Origin of the sequence: Pseudonocardia sp. Ae150A_Ps1 (genome assembly GCF_001932315.1) — a bacterium.
Lineage (GTDB): Bacteria > Actinomycetota > Actinomycetes > Mycobacteriales > Pseudonocardiaceae > Pseudonocardia.
This window is the reverse complement of the sequence record NZ_MCIJ01000001.1, coordinates 1,849,542-1,863,656: the sequence shown is the minus strand read 5'-3', so window position 1 is coordinate 1,863,656 and position 14,115 is coordinate 1,849,542. Positions and strand designations below refer to the sequence as shown.

Here is a 14,115-nt window from a genome sequence, read left to right as displayed (position 1 = left end):
GGAACGGGAGTTCAGCGATGAGCACGATTGAGCGGGCCGAGGTGTTCGTCGCCTCGCCCGGGCGCACCTTCGTCACCCTGCGCATCACCACCTCCGACGGGGTCGTCGGGCTCGGCGACGCCACGCTCAACGGCCGCGAGCTCGCCGTCGCGAGCTACCTGCGCGACCACCTGGTGCCGCTGCTGGTCGGCCGCGACCCGGCGCGCATCGAGGACACCTGGCAGTACCTGTACAAGGGCGCCTACTGGCGGCGCGGCCCGGTCACGATGACCGCGATCTCGGCCGTCGACACCGCGCTGTGGGACATCAAGGGCCGGGTCGCCGGCCTGCCCGTCTACGAGCTGCTCGGCGGCCGCTCCCGGGACGGCGTGCTGGTCTACTCGCACGCCAGCGGCCGGGACGTCCCCGAGCTGCTCGACGACGTCGAACGGTTCCTGGAGCAGGGGTTCAGGGCCGTCCGCGCCCAGGCGGCCGTGCCCGGCGTCGGGGGCACCTACGGCGTACGCAAGGGCGCGCTCTACGAGCCCGCCGACACCGAGCTGCCCGACGAGCAGCCCTGGGACACCGAGGCCTACCTGGCCTTCGCCCCCGGGTACCTGGAGGCGGTGCGGGAGCGCTTCGGGTTCGGCTTCCACCTGCTGCACGACGTCCACCACCGGCTGTCCCCGATCGAGGCGGCCCGGTTCGGGAAGGACGTCGAGCCCGCGCGCCTGTTCTGGATGGAGGACCCGACCCCGGCCGAGGACCAGGAGGCGTTCCGCCTGATCCGACAGCACACGACGACGCCGATCGCGACCGGCGAGATCCCCAACTCGATCTGGGACGTCCAGCAGCTCATCACCGGCCGGCTGATCGACTACGTGCGCACCACCGTCGTGCACGCCGGGGGCATCACCCACCTGCGGCGGATCTTCGACCTGGCCGCGCTGTACCAGGTGCGCACCGGCTCGCACGGCGCCACCGACCTCTCCCCGGTCAGCATGGCCGCAGCCGTCCACCTCGATCTCGCGGTGCCGAACTTCGGCATCCAGGAGTACATGGGCCATCCGCCGGAGGCCGCGGAGGTGTTCCACGGCGGGCCGACGCTCGCCGACGGCATGCTGCACCCGTCCGACGAGCCGGGGCTGGGCGTGACCTACGACGAGAAGGCGGCCGAGCGGTTCCCGTACCGGCAGCGGTACCTGCCGGTCGCGCGCCGGCTCGACGGCTCGGTGCACGACTGGTGAGCGCGCCCACGACCCGTCCCGCGCTGGGGCGCGCGACGCTCGCCCGCGTCCCCGCCGACGCCCGCCCGGCCGTCGATCCCGGTGACCTGCGGCCGCGCGTGCTGCACCTGGGGCTCGGCGCGTTCCACCGGGCCCACCAGGCGCCGTGCACCGAGCGCGCCGCCGTGGCCGCCGGCGAGCCGTGGGGTGTCGCCGGGGTCGCGCCGCGCTCGGCGGACGTCGTCGACGGGCTGCGGGCGCAGGACCACCTCTACTCGCTGACCGAGCACGGCGCGGCCGGTCCGCGCACCGCGGTCGTCGGGTCGGTGGTGGAGGCGCTGCGGCTGGGCCCGGACGCCGGACGGGTGTCCGGCCTGCTCGCCGACCCGGACGTCACCGTCGTGACCCTGACGCTGACCGAGAAGGGCTACCGCCGGGGCCCCGGCGGCGGGCCGGACACCACCGACCCGGACGTCGCCGCCGACCTCGCCGGCACCGGGCCCCTGCGGACCCCGATCGGGGCGCTCGCCGCCGGACTCGCCCGCCGGATGCGGGACGGCGGCGCGCCGATCAGCGTCGTGTCCTGCGACAACACGGCGGACAACGGCGCGGTGACCGCCGCCGTCGTCCGGGGCTTCGTCGCCGCGTCGGCGTGGCCGGACCGGGACCGGGTGCTGGCGGCGATGGACACCGCGGTCACGTTCCCCGCGACCGTCGTCGACCGGATCGTGCCCGCCACCACCGACGCCGACCGCGCCGCCGCGGCGGCGGCCCTCGGCACCGTGGACGCCGTCCCGGTGACCGGCGAGAGCTACCTGCAGTGGGTGGTCGAGGACCGCTTCGCCGGGCCGCGGCCGCGCTGGGAGCTCGCCGGTGCCGAGCTGGTCGGCGACGTCGCGCCGTTCCAGCTGACCAAGCTGCGGCTGCTCAACGGCGCGCACTCGGCGCTCGCCTACCTCGCCTCGCCGCCGGGGTGGAGACGGTCGCCGACACGATGGCCACGCACTGGGGCGCGCCGCTGGTCCGCGCCCTCGCCACCGAGGTCGCGCCGACCCTGCCCGCCGGCGGGCCGGACCCGGCCGCCTACGCCGACGCCCTCGTGGCACGTTTCGGGAACCCGGGGATCCGGCACCGCCTGCGCCAGATCGGCTCCGACGGCTCGCAGAAGATCGCCGAGCGCTGGTTCCCGGTGCTGCGGGCCGGGGGCGGCGGTCCCATGCTGCGGCTCGCACTCGCCGGCTGGGTGCACGCCACCCGGTCCGGCACCACCGACCCGGCCGCGACCGTCCGCATGCTCCTGGACACCGCAGGGGCCCCCGATCTCGCCGCGGACGACGACCTGGTCACCGGCGTCGCCGCGCACCTGCCCGCACTCGGCGCCGGACGCGTCGAGCTCTGATCCACCACCCGGTCACGGAGCAACGGAGTTCTTGATGACGGACCAGACCACGACGACCGGCTCCCCGGGACCGGCCACCCGCTCCACGCGGGATCTCGGCAAGGCCGCCGCGTCCGGCCGGCTCGGTACGGCGATGGAGTTCATGGACTTCCAGCTGTACTCGCTGGCGGCCGCGATCGTCTTCAACCAGGTCTTCTTCCCCGACGTGCACCCCGCCGTCGGCCTGATCGCCGCCATGGCGACCTATGGCGTCGGCTACGTCGCCCGGCTCGCCGGCGCCGTCTACTTCGGACGGATGGGCGACCGGCTGGGTCGCAAGAAGGTCCTCTACCTCACGATCCTGCTGATGGGCGTCTCGACCACGCTCATCGGTGCGCTCCCGACCTACGCCCAGATCGGCATCCTGGCGCCCGTCCTGCTCGTCGTGCTCCGCCTGGCGCAGGGCTTCGGCGCCGGTGCGGAGATCGCCGGCGCCACCGTGATGCTGGTGGAGTACGCGCCGAACCGGCGCCGGGGCCTGATCGGGTCGCTCGTCTCGCTGGGCACCAACTCGGGCACGCTCGCCGCGTCGGGCATCTGGGCGATCCTGCTCGTCGTCCTCACCGAGGAGCAGCTCGTCTCCTGGGGCTGGCGGCTGCCGTTCCTGCTGAGCTTCGTGCTGCTGATCCTGGCGGTGTGGCTGCGGCGCAACGTGAAGGAGAGCCCGGTCTTCGAGGAGCGGGCCGACGTCGTCGACGGCGTCGCGCTCAGCCGCGACGAGCTGACCGACGCCGCCGCGCAGCAGCCCGGGACGAGCGTCCTGGAGGCAGGGCTGAAGCAGCGCAAGGGACGGGCGTTCCTGCTCGCGCTCGGGCTGCGCTTCGGCCAGGCCGGCAACTCCGGCCTCGTCCAGACCTTCCTGGTCGGCTTCATCGCGACCAACCTGATGATGGACCGCTCGGTCCCCACCGACGCGATCGTGATCGGCTCCCTCGTCGGGTTCGTCACCGTGCCGCTGATCGGGCTGCTCAGCGACCGGATCGGCCGCCGCCCCGTCTACATCGGACTGACCGTGGCGACCGCGGTGCTCGCGTTCCCGCTGATGCTGATGATCGTCAGCGGGAACACCGTGCTGCTGACGCTGGCGATGGTGATCGCGCTCAACCTCGGCGTGCTGGGCATCTTCTCCGCGGAGAGCGTGACCATGGCCGAGCTCTTCGGGTCGCGCACCCGCTTCACCCAGCTCGCGCTGGCCAAGGAGGTCGGCGGCGTCCTCGCCACCGCGATCGGCCCCGTCCTCGCCGCCACCTTCACCGCGGTCACCGGCAGCTGGTGGCCGATCGCGGTGATGCTCGTCGTCTACTCGTCGATCACCCTGGTCGCCGCGCTCCTCGCGCCGGAGACCCGGGGCCGCGACCTGGTCCGCCTGGAGGACGCCGCATGAGGTCCGTCGTCGTACACGCACCCGGCGACCTGCGGGTCGACGAGCGCCCCGATCCGGCACCCGGGCCGGGGGAGGTCCTGGTCGCCATGGAGTGGGGCGGCATCTGCGGCTCCGACATCTCCTACTGGCGCCACGGCGGCTCGGGCACCGCGACACTCCGCCACCCGCTGGTGCTCGGGCACGAGGTGGCCGGCCGGGTCGCCGCACTCGGCCCGGACGTGACCGGGCCCGAACCGGGCACGCCGGTCACCGTCCACCCGGCGACCCTCGTCGGGGACCGGGAGCTGCCCTGCCGGATCGCCGGGCGGACGAACCTCCACCCGCGGGTGCGCTACCTCGGTTCGGCCGCCTTCGACCCGCACACCGACGGCGGGTTCAGCGGCCTGCGCACGGTCCCCGCCGACCAGGTCCGGGTCCTGCCCGGCGGTGTCGGCACCGAGCACGGCGCGCTCGCCGAGCCGCTGGCCGTCGCGCTGCACGCGGCCGGGCGGGCCGGGGACCTCACCGGGCGGACCGTCCTCGTCAACGGGGCGGGCCCGATCGGCTGCCTCGCGGTGGCCGCGGCCCGGTACCGCGGCGCGGCCACCGTGGTCGCGTCCGACGTCGACCCCGCCTCGCTGGCGGTCGCCCGCGCGATGGGGGCCGACGCCGTCGTCGACGTCTCCGCACAGCCACTGCCCGACGACGTCGACGTCGTGATCGAGGCGTCCGGCGCGCCGTCCGCACTCGGCCCGGTCCTGCGCGCCTGCGCCCGTGGCGGGACCGTCGTGCAGGTCGGGAACCTGCCGGGCGCCCCCGCCCCGTCCGCGCTGGGCGACCTGGTGACCCGCGAGATCACCTGGGTCGGCTCGTTCCGGTTCGTCGAGATCGCCGGTGCGCTGACCGCACTGGCCGACGGCGTCGACGTGTCCCCGGTCGTCAGCCACCGGTTCGACCTCGCCGACGCCGGGGAGGCGATCGCCGTCGCCGCCGCCCCGGGCAGCAGCAAGGTCATGCTGAGGCTCGACCGGTGAGCGGGGTCGTGACCCTCGGCGAGACGATGGCGCTGCTGACGCCGGGGGACCGGCTGGTGGCGGGCTCGGCGCTCGGCGTCGGCATCGGCGGGGCGGAGTCGAACGTCGCGATCGGGCTGGCCCGCCTCGGCCACGACGTCACCTGGATCAGCCGGGTCGGCGACGACGACCTCGGCACGGCCGTCGTCCGCGAGATCCGCGCCGAGGGTGTGCGGGTGCTCGCCGAGCGCGACCCGGACGCCCCGACCGGGATCATGCTCAAGGAGATGCGCGACGGCAGGCCCCGCCGGGTCCGCTACTACCGGTCGGCGAGCGCCGCCGCCCGCTGGACCCCGGAGGACCTGGACCCGGTCGCCGGGGAGATCGAGGCGGCGCGGGTGCTGCACCTGACCGGCATCACACCGGCGCTCGGCTCCGGCCCGCTGGCCGTCGTGCGGCGCGCGGTCGCCGTCGCCCGCGCGGCCGGCACCGAGGTGGTGCTCGACGTCAACCACCGCCGCGCCCTGTGGACCGACGAGCGGGCCCGGACGGTGCTGACCGGCCTGCTCTCCGGGGTCGACGTCGTCCTCGCCGGGACCGACGAGGCGGCCCTGCTGCTCGACCGCCCGGCCGGGGACGACGACCCGGACCGCGGCGCGGAGCTCGCCGTCGCGCTGACCGGGCTCGGCCCGGCGACCGCGGTGGTCAAGCTCGGCGAGCTGGGCGCCGTCGTGGCGGGGCCGGACGGGCCGGTGCACGTCCCGACCGGACCGGTGGACGTCGTCGACGCCGTCGGTGCCGGGGACGCGTTCGTCGCCGGGTTCCTCGCCGAGCGGCTCGGCGGGGCCCCGCTGTGGGACCAGCTCGCCCTCGGCAACGCCTGCGGGGGCGCGGTGTGCCGGGTACGCGGCGACTGGGAGGGGCTGCCCACCCGCGCCGACCTGGCCCGTCCGGAACGGAGCGGGGCGGTCGTCCGCTGACCGGACGCGCCGGGGGCTACTCCCGCGGGCTGAGCCGCGCGTTCGGCAGCTCCGGTGCGGGGAGCGTCGACTCCCAGGCCGCCGGACACCCGCCGAACCGGCCGCCGGGTGTCCCGCCTGCGGCGCGCTCGGCCTGCCACTGTTCGCGGTAGCCGGCGATCTCGTCGTGCGACGAGCCGACGAAGTTCCACCACATGACGATCCGCTCGCCCAGCGGCTCCCCGCCGAGCAGCAGCACCCGGGCGCCGTCGGCACCGGCGCGCAGGTCCAGCGCCGACCGGCCGGGCGGGAGGTACACCAGCTCGCCGGGTGCCGCCGCCGTCCCGCAGACCTCGACGTCGCCGGTGTCGACGAGCACGCCGTGCTCGAAGACCGGGTCGACGGCCGGAGCGAGCACCGCGCCCGCGGGCAGCACGACCTCGGCGCCGAGCAGCGGCGAGAACGTCGCGACCGGGGACGTCGACCCGCCCAGCGAACCGAGGAACACCCGCACCGTGGCACCGTCGAGCACGGTCGCCGGTGGCACGTGGTGCTCGAACGCCGGCTCCGTCTGCCGGTGCGCCTCCGGCAGCGCCACCCACAGCTGGGCCCCGTGCAGGACACCCGTGCGGGGCATGGAGAACTCCGAGTGCGCGATGCCGAGCCCGGCCGTCATCAGGTTCAGCTCCCCGGGCCGGACGAGCGCGTGCGCGCCGGTCGTGTCCCGGTGCTCGATCTCGCCGGAGAACAGCCACGACACCGTCTGCAGCCCGGTGTGCGGGTGCCCGGGGACGGCCATCCCGCCTGCGTCGGACACGCGGTCCGGGCCGTAGTGGTCGAGGAAGCACCAGGCGCCGATCAACGACCGCGCGCGGCGCGGCAGGGTGCGGCGCACCGTCATCGCCCGCGGACCGCCCAGCGGCACCGTGCGCGGCTCCACCAGCTCGACGGCCGCGGCGTCACCACCGCAGACGAGCGCCTCGGGCGCGGTCTCGACGTTGCTCACGGGCGGGCCTCCCCGGTGTCGCGGACGAGTGCCTGCTCGACCGTGGCGATCGCGTCCGGGGTCACCGGGTCGAGGACGTCGGCGAACCCGTCGTGCGTCCCGACCCAGCGCCGGACGTACGGGCACAGGGGCACGATCCTCCTCCCCGCCGCGCGGGTGTCCGTGAGCGCGTCGCGCACGAGCGTCCCGGCGAGGCCGCGGCCGCCGTACGCGTCGTCGATCTCGGTGTGGTGGAAGATCCGCCGCTCGTCGCCGTCGTCGACGTACGCGGCCAGACCCACCCGGGTCCCGCCCAGCGCGATCTCGTAGCGGCTGCGCCCCGGCTCGTGGGTGACGACCGGGTCCTCGGTGTCCGACATGACCGGATCAACCGCTCAGGCGTCCGCGGTGTTCCGCGCGGGTGCGGTCTCCACCGCGACGACGACGGCCACCATGAGTGCCGCCGCGACGACCGGCGTCCACGGCGCGAACGCCGACAGCCCGAGGAGCACGGCCAGCCCGGCGACGACGGCATTGCGGCCCGTGCGCAGGGTCGGCCGGATCGACAGCGCCCAGATCCCCAGCACGAACACCGCCACCGGCACGGTCAGCGTCGCCCCCGCGGCGGCCGCGGCGAGCCCGGTCTGCCGGGTGTCGACGTCGACGGCCACCTCGATGCCCGCCGAGAACGCCCCGGCCGCGGCGAAGATCAGGTAGTGGCCGTAGCCGAAGACCAGCGCGCGCGGCATGAACCGGACGTGCTCGTGCTGCTCCCGGCAGAAGTAGATCCACCACATCCCGGCCGCCAGGACGAGCCCGCAGGCCGACAGCTCGAGCCGCGGGGCGAGGTGCTCGGCGGAGGAGAGCGCGTCGACGACGGCGCCGGTCGAGGCCAGGATCGACTCCCCGAGCAGGATCAGGGTGAACAGGCTGTACCGCTCGGCGATGTGGTGCGGGTGCCACGGCGTGCTCCGCGCCCGCTCGGCGAGGACCGGCACCGACAGCTCGGCCAGTGCCAGCACGACGAACGTGAGGACGCCGGTCGCGCCGGTCGGGGACCAGACCACCCACAGCACCCACAGCACCTGGACGCCGGTGATCCCACCGGCGTAGCGCAGCGCGGTCGTCCGCAGGCCCGGGTGCGATCCGGCGGCCCGCAGCCACTGGGTCACCATCGCCAGCCGCATGATCAGGTAGCCGGCGACGGTGACGGTGAAGCCCGACCCGGCCATCGCGGCCGGGGTCCCGGCGGCCAGCACGAGCGCGCCCGCCATCTGCACGAACGTCAGGACCCGGTAGAGCCAGTCGTCGACGTCGAAGGCGCTGGCGAACCAGGTGAAGTTCATCCAGGCCCACCAGACCGCGAAGAACACGATCAGGTACCCGCCGAGCCCGGCGCCGACGTGGCCGCCCGACTCGGCGTGGTGCAGCTCCGCCGAGGACAGCGACACCGCGACGACGAACACCAGGTCGAAGAACAGCTCCAGGGGGCTCGCCACCCGGTGCGGTTCGTCCGGGTCCCGCGGGTGCATCCTGCTCAGTCCGAGTGACGGTGTGCTCACGCCGTCATCGTTGCGCGCCGCACTAGTGTGTGCGACGCCGACACGGGGAGGGGACCGGAGATGACCGTCCAGGAGAGCCGGCCGCGTCTGCTGCGCCGGACCGGCGACTCCGAGGTCGCGCCGATCGAGCTGTTCTTCGACCTGGTCTACGTGTTCGCGATCGTCCAGGTCTCGCACACCCTGCTGTACCACCTCACCCCGCTCGGGGCGCTGGAGACGGCGCTGCTGTTCACCGCGGTGTGGTGGCTCTGGAACTACTCGGCGTGGGCGATGAACTACCTCGATCCTGCGCGGACGCCGGTCCGGGTGCTGAACGCCCTGCTCATGCTCGCGGCGCTCGGGATGGCGCTGGCGCTGCCGTCGGCGTTCGCGGGCGGCGGGCTGCTGTTCGCCCTGTGCTTCGCGGCCGCCCAGATCGGGCGGCCGCTGTTCATGTGGATTGCGATGCGCGGGCACGTGCTGTCCCGCAACTACCGCAACCTGCTCGTCTGGAGCGCCGCCGCGAGCGTGCTGTTCCTCGTCGGCGCGTTCCTCCCGCCGGTGGCCCGGCTGGTCGTCTGGGCGGTCGCGGTGGCGGTCGACCTCGCCGGGCCACGCTTCGAGTTCCGCGTGCCCGGGCTCGGCTCCACCCCGATGACGGACTGGCCGGTCGACGTCGAGCACCTCGCCGAGCGTAACCGGCTGGTGTTCATCATCGCGCTCGGCGAGTCCATCCTGATCATGGGATTCACCCTGTCCGAGATGGCGGAGATCACGCCCTACACCGTGCTGATCACCCTGCTCGGGTTCACCGGCCTGGTGGCGCTGTGGTGGTCGTACTTCGCGCTGGCCGGGCACGGGACGGCCGCCAGCCGGGGCGACGACAGCACCCGTGCCGCCCGCTCGGCGTTCGCCTACGCGCACGGCCTGATGGTCGCCGGGGCGGTGCTGTTCGCGGTCGCGATCGACCTGCACCTGACGCACCCGGAGAACACGCCGTCGCTGGTGCTGACGTCGATCGGCGGCCCACTGCTCTACCTCGTCGGGAACAAGATCTACCTGCGCGGCCGCACCGGGACGGTCGGTGCGTCCCGCTACGTCGCCGGCGCGGTGCTGATCGTCGCCGGTGCCGTCGCCCTGCTGCTCGGGCACGCGCTCCCGGCCATCGCGATCGGGCTCGTGGTGCTGGCGGTGGTCGTCGGGCTGGCGGTGGTCACGCAGCTGTCCGGCGGTCGTGCCGAGCCGGTGTGACGGCTCAGGACGTCCACGCGGGCGACCGGCCGGTCACGGCCACGATCCGGTCCAGCACCGGTGCCCCGGCGGGAACGTCGACGGGACCGGCGAAGACGCCCATCCCGCGGCCCTGCTCGGCCGTGCCGGAGACGGCGTCCAGGGCCGCGCCGAGCACGTCGGCGGGCCAGACCGGGCCGGTGCCGACCGAGCGCCCCAGGTCCCAGCCGTGCACCACGAGCTCGCCCAGCACCATCCCCCCGATCATCGCTGCCGGCACCTCCTCACCCAGGACGACGGTGCCCTGCCAGGCAGCCGGGTCGGACCACACGGCGGCCAGCTCCGAGCGGGCGTCGTCGAGGCGGGCCGGCCAGTCGTCCGTGACCAGCTCGGCGGCGCGCGCCTCGTCGCCCGCGGCGGGGTCCTCCCGGCGCCCGACGGCGGCCAGCAGCGGCGTCCAGTACAGGAGGTGACCGAGCAGTCCCCGCAGGTCCCAGGCGGCGCACGGGGTCGGCGCGGTGAGCGGCAGATCGGTGGCGGCCTTCACGAGCGGGACGTGCGCTGCCGCGGCGGGGGCGATGTGCTGGTGCATGGCTGCAACGCTAGGGCGACGACGGGGAGCCGGGCTTGGACGAACGCGCCATACTCACCGTCGATGGACGCCGATCCGCGCGGGCTGTCCGGGGAGTGGGCCCGGTACCAGCGGCACCACAGCGAGCCGCCCCCGCCGGACCTCGCCGGCTTCGTCGACCGGTTCTGGACGGTCGACTGGGACTATGCGCGGCCGTTCCTGCAGAAGATCGTCCCGTATCCGCAGGTGCACCTGACGGGGGAGCCGGGCGTGGGGCCGCTCCGGATCAGCGGGCCGGCGTCGCGGTTCGTGACGCGCGAGCTGCACGGTCGCGGGCGGGTCGTCGGGGTGGCGTTCCGGCCGGGCACCGCGCGAGCGCTGGCAGGAGTCCCCGTCGCGACACTCGCCGACCGCCGGGTCCCGGCCGGGGCGCCCTTCGACGGGCCCGGGCCGCCGGACGTCGACGGTCTGGCGGAGCGGCTGCGAGCCGTCCTCCCACCGGACGGCCCGGACCGGGCGGCCCGTGACGCTCACGACCTCGTCGCGGCGGTCGTCGCGGACCGGGAGCTCACCCGGGTCGACCGGCACGGCGGCTACAGCGTCCGGTCGTTGCAGCGGATCTTCCACGAGCACGTCGGCCTCGGACCGAAGTGGGTGATCCGCCGCTACCGGCTGCACGAGGTCACCGAGCTGATGGCGGGGGGGTGCGCCCGTCCACTGGGCCGAGGTCGCCGCCACGCTCGGGTACACCGACCAGGCCCACCTCTCCCGGGACTTCGCCGGTCTGTTCGGGGAGCCGCCGACCGTCTACGCGCGCCGCTACGGACCTCGCGTGCCTGCCGGCCCGGTCCCGCCGTCCGGCGGCTCCGGCCCGGTGCTGCCATCCTGATCGTCGACGGGGCGCCGCCCCGGGGAGGCGGCACCCGATGACCGAGGGGACGGACGGCCGGACGGGTGCGCCCGGTCCCACCTCGGCGACGCTCGTGCTGGAACCGGTGCCGCACCCGTCCGGGCCGGTGCTGCTGCGCGCCACCGGCGAGATCGACGACGTCACGGCGGCCGACCTGGCCGAGCATCTGGTGGCCTGGTTCGGTGCGGCACTACGGGTGGTGCTGGACCTGTCGGGGGTGTCGTTCCTCGGGTCGCCGGGCCTGTCGGTGCTGCTCGCCGCGCACCGCGACGCCGCCGCCGGGGGAGTGACGTTCCAGCTCCGCTGCGGCGACGCCCGCCAGGTGCGCCGCGTCCTGCAGACCACGGGGACCCTGGAGTACCTCGACGTCCTGGACCGGATCCCGGCCGGCGGTGCGGGACGGGCCCCGCACGCGGCGCTGTTCGCCGTGCCTCCCGGCGACGACGGTCAGGACCCGACCGGTCCCGATTCGGACACAACGGAGGACGGACGCGGCGTCACACTGCTGTAGAACTCGGACCGGACACCCGAACCGGACGAGGGGAGCGACGATGACGTCGCCGGACAGTGGGACGCACGACGCACGGAGACGCCGGGCGCTCGCCTGGATCGTCGGGACCGCGACCGTCGGGCTGGTGTTCGACGGCTACGACCTCGTCGTCTACGGGACCCTGGTGCCGCTGTTCCTCCGCGACCCGTCGCTGATCAGACCGGTCGACGCGGGCACCGCCGGTGCGCTCGGCAGCTACGCGCTGGTCGGCGTCCTGGTCGGGGCGCTGATCGCCGGGTCGGTCGCCGACCTGGTCGGCCGCCGGAAGGTCATGCTGACCTCCTACGTCTGGTTCTCGGTCGGCATGGCCGCGACCGCGTTCACGACGACGACGGCCGCGTTCGGTGCGCTGCGCTTCCTGACCGGCATCGGGGTCGGCGCGCTGGTGGCGACGACCGGTGCCCTCGTCGCCGAGTTCGCGCCACCCGGCAGGAAGAACCTGTGCACCGCGATCGCCTACTGCGGCGTGCCGCTGGGCAGCCTGCTCGCGGCGCTGCTGGCGATCCTGCTGCTGCCGCTCGTCGGGTGGCCCGGCATGTTCCTGATCGGCGCGCTGCCGCTCGTGTTGGTCCTGCCGGTGGCGGTCGCCCGGATGCCGGAGTCCCCGTCGTGGCTGGTCAGCCGCGGCCGGATCGAGGAGGCGCGCGCGGTCGCCGACCGCACCGGTGTCGCGGTACCGGAGCTCACCCGTGCCGCTGCCCCGGTCGCCGCTCCCGCCGGACGGGCCGGTTTCGCCGGGCTGTTCCGCACCCCGCACCTGACGCCGACGCTGCTGTTCGGGTTCGTCAGCGCCGCCGGCCTGCTCCTGGTCTACGCGCTCAACACCTGGCTGCCGGAGCTGATGGGCCGTGCCGGGTTCTCGGCGAACGGCTCCCTGAGCTTCCTGCTGGTGCTCAACGGCGGTGCCGTGCTCGGTGCGCTGGCGGCCAGCCGGATCTCCGACCGGTTCGGCCCGCGCCGGGTCGTCGCCGCCAGCTTCGCGCTCGGTGCCCTGTCGATCGCCCTGCTCACCCTGGAGCTGCCGATCGGCCTGCTGCTGGCGTTCGTCGCGGTCGTCGGGCTCGGCACCAGCGGCACCCAGATCCTGATCTTCGGCTTCGCGTCGACGCACTACCCGACGCCGGTGCGCAGCGCGGGCGTCGCCTGGGTCGCGGGGTTCGGACGGCTCGGCGGGATCGGCGGGCCGCTCGTCGGCGGCGCTCTGGTGGCGTCCGGGGCGGCCCTGGACTCGATCTTCTACCTGCTGGCGGGGCTGGCGGTGCTGGGCGCGCTGCTCACCCTGGCGATCCCCGCCGCGCGCCGGAGCACCGACGACCCCAGGGAGCCGGGGAAGCCAGGGGACCCAGGGGATCGCGCCACCCCCGTCGCGCCGGCTACCCCGGCCGCGCCGGCTACCGCGGCCGCGCCGGCTACCGCGGCCGCTCCGCCTACCCCGGCCGCTCCGGCCGCCCCGGCGGCCCCGGCCGCGGGCCCCGGTGACGCGCTGCAGACCGAGCCTGGCCGCTGACCCTCGGCGCACTACCGATGATCACGGATCGGGAAGCGAAGCGGTCATATCCGGCCACGATGCTGCCCGATCCGTGATCAGGGCAGGGCAGGGCAGTGTCAAGTGCCGGGTTTGGTAGAGGCTGAGTTCTCATGCTCCGGCGGGCTGCCGGGCGGTCGTGGTGGTGGCGTTATGGATCTCGTACTCGACCGGCGGGACGAAGCCGAGTTCGCCGTGTAGTCGGCGGTGGTTGTACCAGTCGACGTACTCGGCGACCGCGAGTTCAAGGTCGCTGATCCCCGCCCACGGCCCCTTGTTGCGGATCAATTCGGCCTTGAACAACGAGTTGAATGCCTCCGCCATCGCGTTATCATAGGAATCGCCGACCGACCCGACGGAAGCGACGACACCAGCTTCGCCGAGCCGCTCAGTGTAGCGAATGGCAACGTATTGGACACCGCGGTCCGAATGATGCGTTAACCGCGACAGATCTGCACCGCTGCGTTCCCTGATCCAGATCCCCATGTTGAGTGCGTCTAGGGCGAGATCGGTGTAGAGATGACGTGACAGCTGCCAACCCACGATCCTCCGGGAGAACGCGTCCAAGACGAACGAGGCATACACCCAACCGGAATGCGTCTAGATGTAGGTGATGTCGGCGACCCACAACCGGTTCGGGGCCGTCGCGGTGAAGTCGCGCTCGACCAGGTCCGGGCGCAGGTCGGGGCTGTCGGCACGGATGGTGGTCCGCGGCACCCGCTGCCGCCGGACACCGCGCAGGCCTGCGGCTTTCATGAGCCGGCCGACGGTGCACCGCGCGACCGGCCGGTCGTCCACGCCGCCTTCGCGGCCCAGCTGTGCCCA

Annotated in this window: 14 protein-coding genes and 2 pseudogenes; 10 read left to right on the top strand and 6 right to left on the bottom strand. The window is 74.3% G+C overall.

Going from position 1 to position 14,115, the window contains the following annotated elements:
• Positions 1–17: 17 nt before the first annotated feature.
• The 6 genes and pseudogenes from manD (at position 18) to Ae150APs1_RS08370 (ending at position 5,999) form a co-directional block, all read left to right on the top strand.
• Complete coding sequence (manD, locus tag Ae150APs1_RS08390) at positions 18–1,226, top strand: D-mannonate dehydratase ManD (protein ID WP_075296790.1); 1,209 nt, start codon at positions 18–20, stop codon at positions 1,224–1,226.
• A pseudogene (locus tag Ae150APs1_RS34250) lies at positions 1,223–2,110 on the top strand (mannitol dehydrogenase family protein); the annotation flags it as partial. The gene manD and the pseudogene Ae150APs1_RS34250, both read left to right, overlap by 4 nt.
• A gap of 89 nt (positions 2,111–2,199) precedes the next feature.
• Complete coding sequence (locus Ae150APs1_RS34245) at positions 2,200–2,604, top strand: hypothetical protein (RefSeq protein ID WP_254849444.1); 405 nt, start codon at positions 2,200–2,202, stop codon at positions 2,602–2,604.
• A 34-nt stretch (positions 2,605–2,638) separates the two neighbouring features.
• Positions 2,639–4,027, top strand: a complete 1,389-nt coding sequence (locus tag Ae150APs1_RS08380) for an MFS transporter (RefSeq protein ID WP_075296788.1) — start codon at positions 2,639–2,641, stop codon at positions 4,025–4,027.
• On the top strand, positions 4,024–5,040 hold the full coding sequence (locus Ae150APs1_RS08375) for an L-idonate 5-dehydrogenase (protein WP_075296786.1): 1,017 nt from the start codon (positions 4,024–4,026) through the stop codon (positions 5,038–5,040). The genes Ae150APs1_RS08380 and Ae150APs1_RS08375 overlap by 4 nt, the downstream gene beginning before the upstream one ends.
• Positions 5,037–5,999 carry a sugar kinase gene (locus Ae150APs1_RS08370; protein ID WP_075296784.1) on the top strand — a complete coding sequence of 321 codons (963 nt, stop codon included), beginning with the start codon at positions 5,037–5,039 and terminating at the stop codon, positions 5,997–5,999. The genes Ae150APs1_RS08375 and Ae150APs1_RS08370 overlap by 4 nt, the downstream gene beginning before the upstream one ends.
• Positions 6,000–6,015: 16 nt before the next feature.
• On the opposite strand, the gene Ae150APs1_RS08365 is transcribed toward Ae150APs1_RS08370, so the two are convergent.
• From Ae150APs1_RS08365 to Ae150APs1_RS08355, 3 genes are read right to left on the bottom strand one after another with little or no spacing between them, the layout of a single operon-like run.
• Positions 6,016–6,984 (bottom strand): pirin family protein, encoded by a 969-nt coding sequence (locus Ae150APs1_RS08365; protein ID WP_075296782.1) that lies wholly within the window; start codon positions 6,982–6,984, stop codon positions 6,016–6,018.
• Positions 6,981–7,343: a GNAT family N-acetyltransferase gene (locus Ae150APs1_RS08360; protein ID WP_075296780.1), complete on the bottom strand. Its 363-nt coding sequence runs from the start codon at positions 7,341–7,343 to the stop codon at positions 6,981–6,983. Before Ae150APs1_RS08360 ends, Ae150APs1_RS08365 begins: the two co-directional genes overlap by 4 nt.
• A gap of 15 nt (positions 7,344–7,358) precedes the next feature.
• Positions 7,359–8,525, bottom strand: a complete 1,167-nt coding sequence (locus tag Ae150APs1_RS08355) for a low temperature requirement protein A (RefSeq protein WP_212567181.1) — start codon at positions 8,523–8,525, stop codon at positions 7,359–7,361.
• 60 nt (positions 8,526–8,585) lie between these two features.
• Between Ae150APs1_RS08355 and Ae150APs1_RS08350 the strand changes: the two genes are divergently transcribed.
• Complete coding sequence (locus tag Ae150APs1_RS08350; RefSeq protein WP_075296778.1) at positions 8,586–9,755, top strand: low temperature requirement protein A; 1,170 nt, start codon at positions 8,586–8,588, stop codon at positions 9,753–9,755.
• Positions 9,756–9,759: 4 nt separating this feature from the next.
• Here Ae150APs1_RS08350 and Ae150APs1_RS08345 read toward each other — a convergent pair whose 3' ends face one another.
• Positions 9,760–10,326 carry a TIGR03086 family metal-binding protein gene (locus Ae150APs1_RS08345; RefSeq protein ID WP_075296776.1) on the bottom strand — a complete coding sequence of 189 codons (567 nt, stop codon included), beginning with the start codon at positions 10,324–10,326 and terminating at the stop codon, positions 9,760–9,762.
• Between the two features lie 63 nt (positions 10,327–10,389).
• Between Ae150APs1_RS08345 and Ae150APs1_RS08340 the strand changes: the two genes are divergently transcribed.
• Genes Ae150APs1_RS08340 through Ae150APs1_RS08330 form a run of 3 tightly spaced genes read left to right on the top strand, consistent with a single transcriptional unit; the run spans position 10,390 to position 13,272 of the window.
• On the top strand, positions 10,390–11,235 hold the full coding sequence (locus Ae150APs1_RS08340) for a DUF6597 domain-containing transcriptional factor (RefSeq protein WP_075296774.1): 846 nt from the start codon (positions 10,390–10,392) through the stop codon (positions 11,233–11,235).
• Positions 11,232–11,726, top strand: a complete 495-nt coding sequence (locus tag Ae150APs1_RS08335) for an STAS domain-containing protein (RefSeq protein ID WP_075296772.1) — start codon at positions 11,232–11,234, stop codon at positions 11,724–11,726. Before Ae150APs1_RS08340 ends, Ae150APs1_RS08335 begins: the two co-directional genes overlap by 4 nt.
• A 40-nt stretch (positions 11,727–11,766) precedes the next feature.
• Complete coding sequence (locus Ae150APs1_RS08330; protein WP_075296770.1) at positions 11,767–13,272, top strand: MFS transporter; 1,506 nt, start codon at positions 11,767–11,769, stop codon at positions 13,270–13,272.
• 129 nt (positions 13,273–13,401) lie between these two features.
• Here the strand turns inward: Ae150APs1_RS08330 and Ae150APs1_RS08325 are convergent.
• Together Ae150APs1_RS08325 and Ae150APs1_RS31065 are read right to left on the bottom strand one after the other, a co-directional pair.
• Positions 13,402–13,878, bottom strand: a pseudogene (locus tag Ae150APs1_RS08325) (DDE-type integrase/transposase/recombinase); the annotation flags it as partial.
• 12 nt (positions 13,879–13,890) lie between these two features.
• The coding region (locus Ae150APs1_RS31065) for an IS3 family transposase (protein WP_212567180.1) at positions 13,891–14,115 on the bottom strand (225 nt) is incomplete at its 5' end.

Coding starts and splice junctions, on each gene's coding strand:
- manD (WP_075296790.1), top strand. CDS start 18: ATGAGCACGATTGAGCGGGCCGAGGTGTTCGTCGCCTCGCCCGGGCGC.
- Ae150APs1_RS34245 (WP_254849444.1), top strand. CDS start 2,200: ATGGCCACGCACTGGGGCGCGCCGCTGGTCCGCGCCCTCGCCACCGAG.
- Ae150APs1_RS08380 (WP_075296788.1), top strand. CDS start 2,639: ATGACGGACCAGACCACGACGACCGGCTCCCCGGGACCGGCCACCCGC.
- Ae150APs1_RS08375 (WP_075296786.1), top strand. CDS start 4,024: ATGAGGTCCGTCGTCGTACACGCACCCGGCGACCTGCGGGTCGACGAG.
- Ae150APs1_RS08360 (WP_075296780.1), bottom strand. CDS start 7,343: ATGTCGGACACCGAGGACCCGGTCGTCACCCACGAGCCGGGGCGCAGC.
- Ae150APs1_RS08350 (WP_075296778.1), top strand. CDS start 8,586: ATGACCGTCCAGGAGAGCCGGCCGCGTCTGCTGCGCCGGACCGGCGAC.
- Ae150APs1_RS08345 (WP_075296776.1), bottom strand. CDS start 10,326: ATGCACCAGCACATCGCCCCCGCCGCGGCAGCGCACGTCCCGCTCGTG.
- Ae150APs1_RS08340 (WP_075296774.1), top strand. CDS start 10,390: ATGGACGCCGATCCGCGCGGGCTGTCCGGGGAGTGGGCCCGGTACCAG.
- Ae150APs1_RS08335 (WP_075296772.1), top strand. CDS start 11,232: ATGACCGAGGGGACGGACGGCCGGACGGGTGCGCCCGGTCCCACCTCG.
- Ae150APs1_RS08330 (WP_075296770.1), top strand. CDS start 11,767: ATGACGTCGCCGGACAGTGGGACGCACGACGCACGGAGACGCCGGGCG.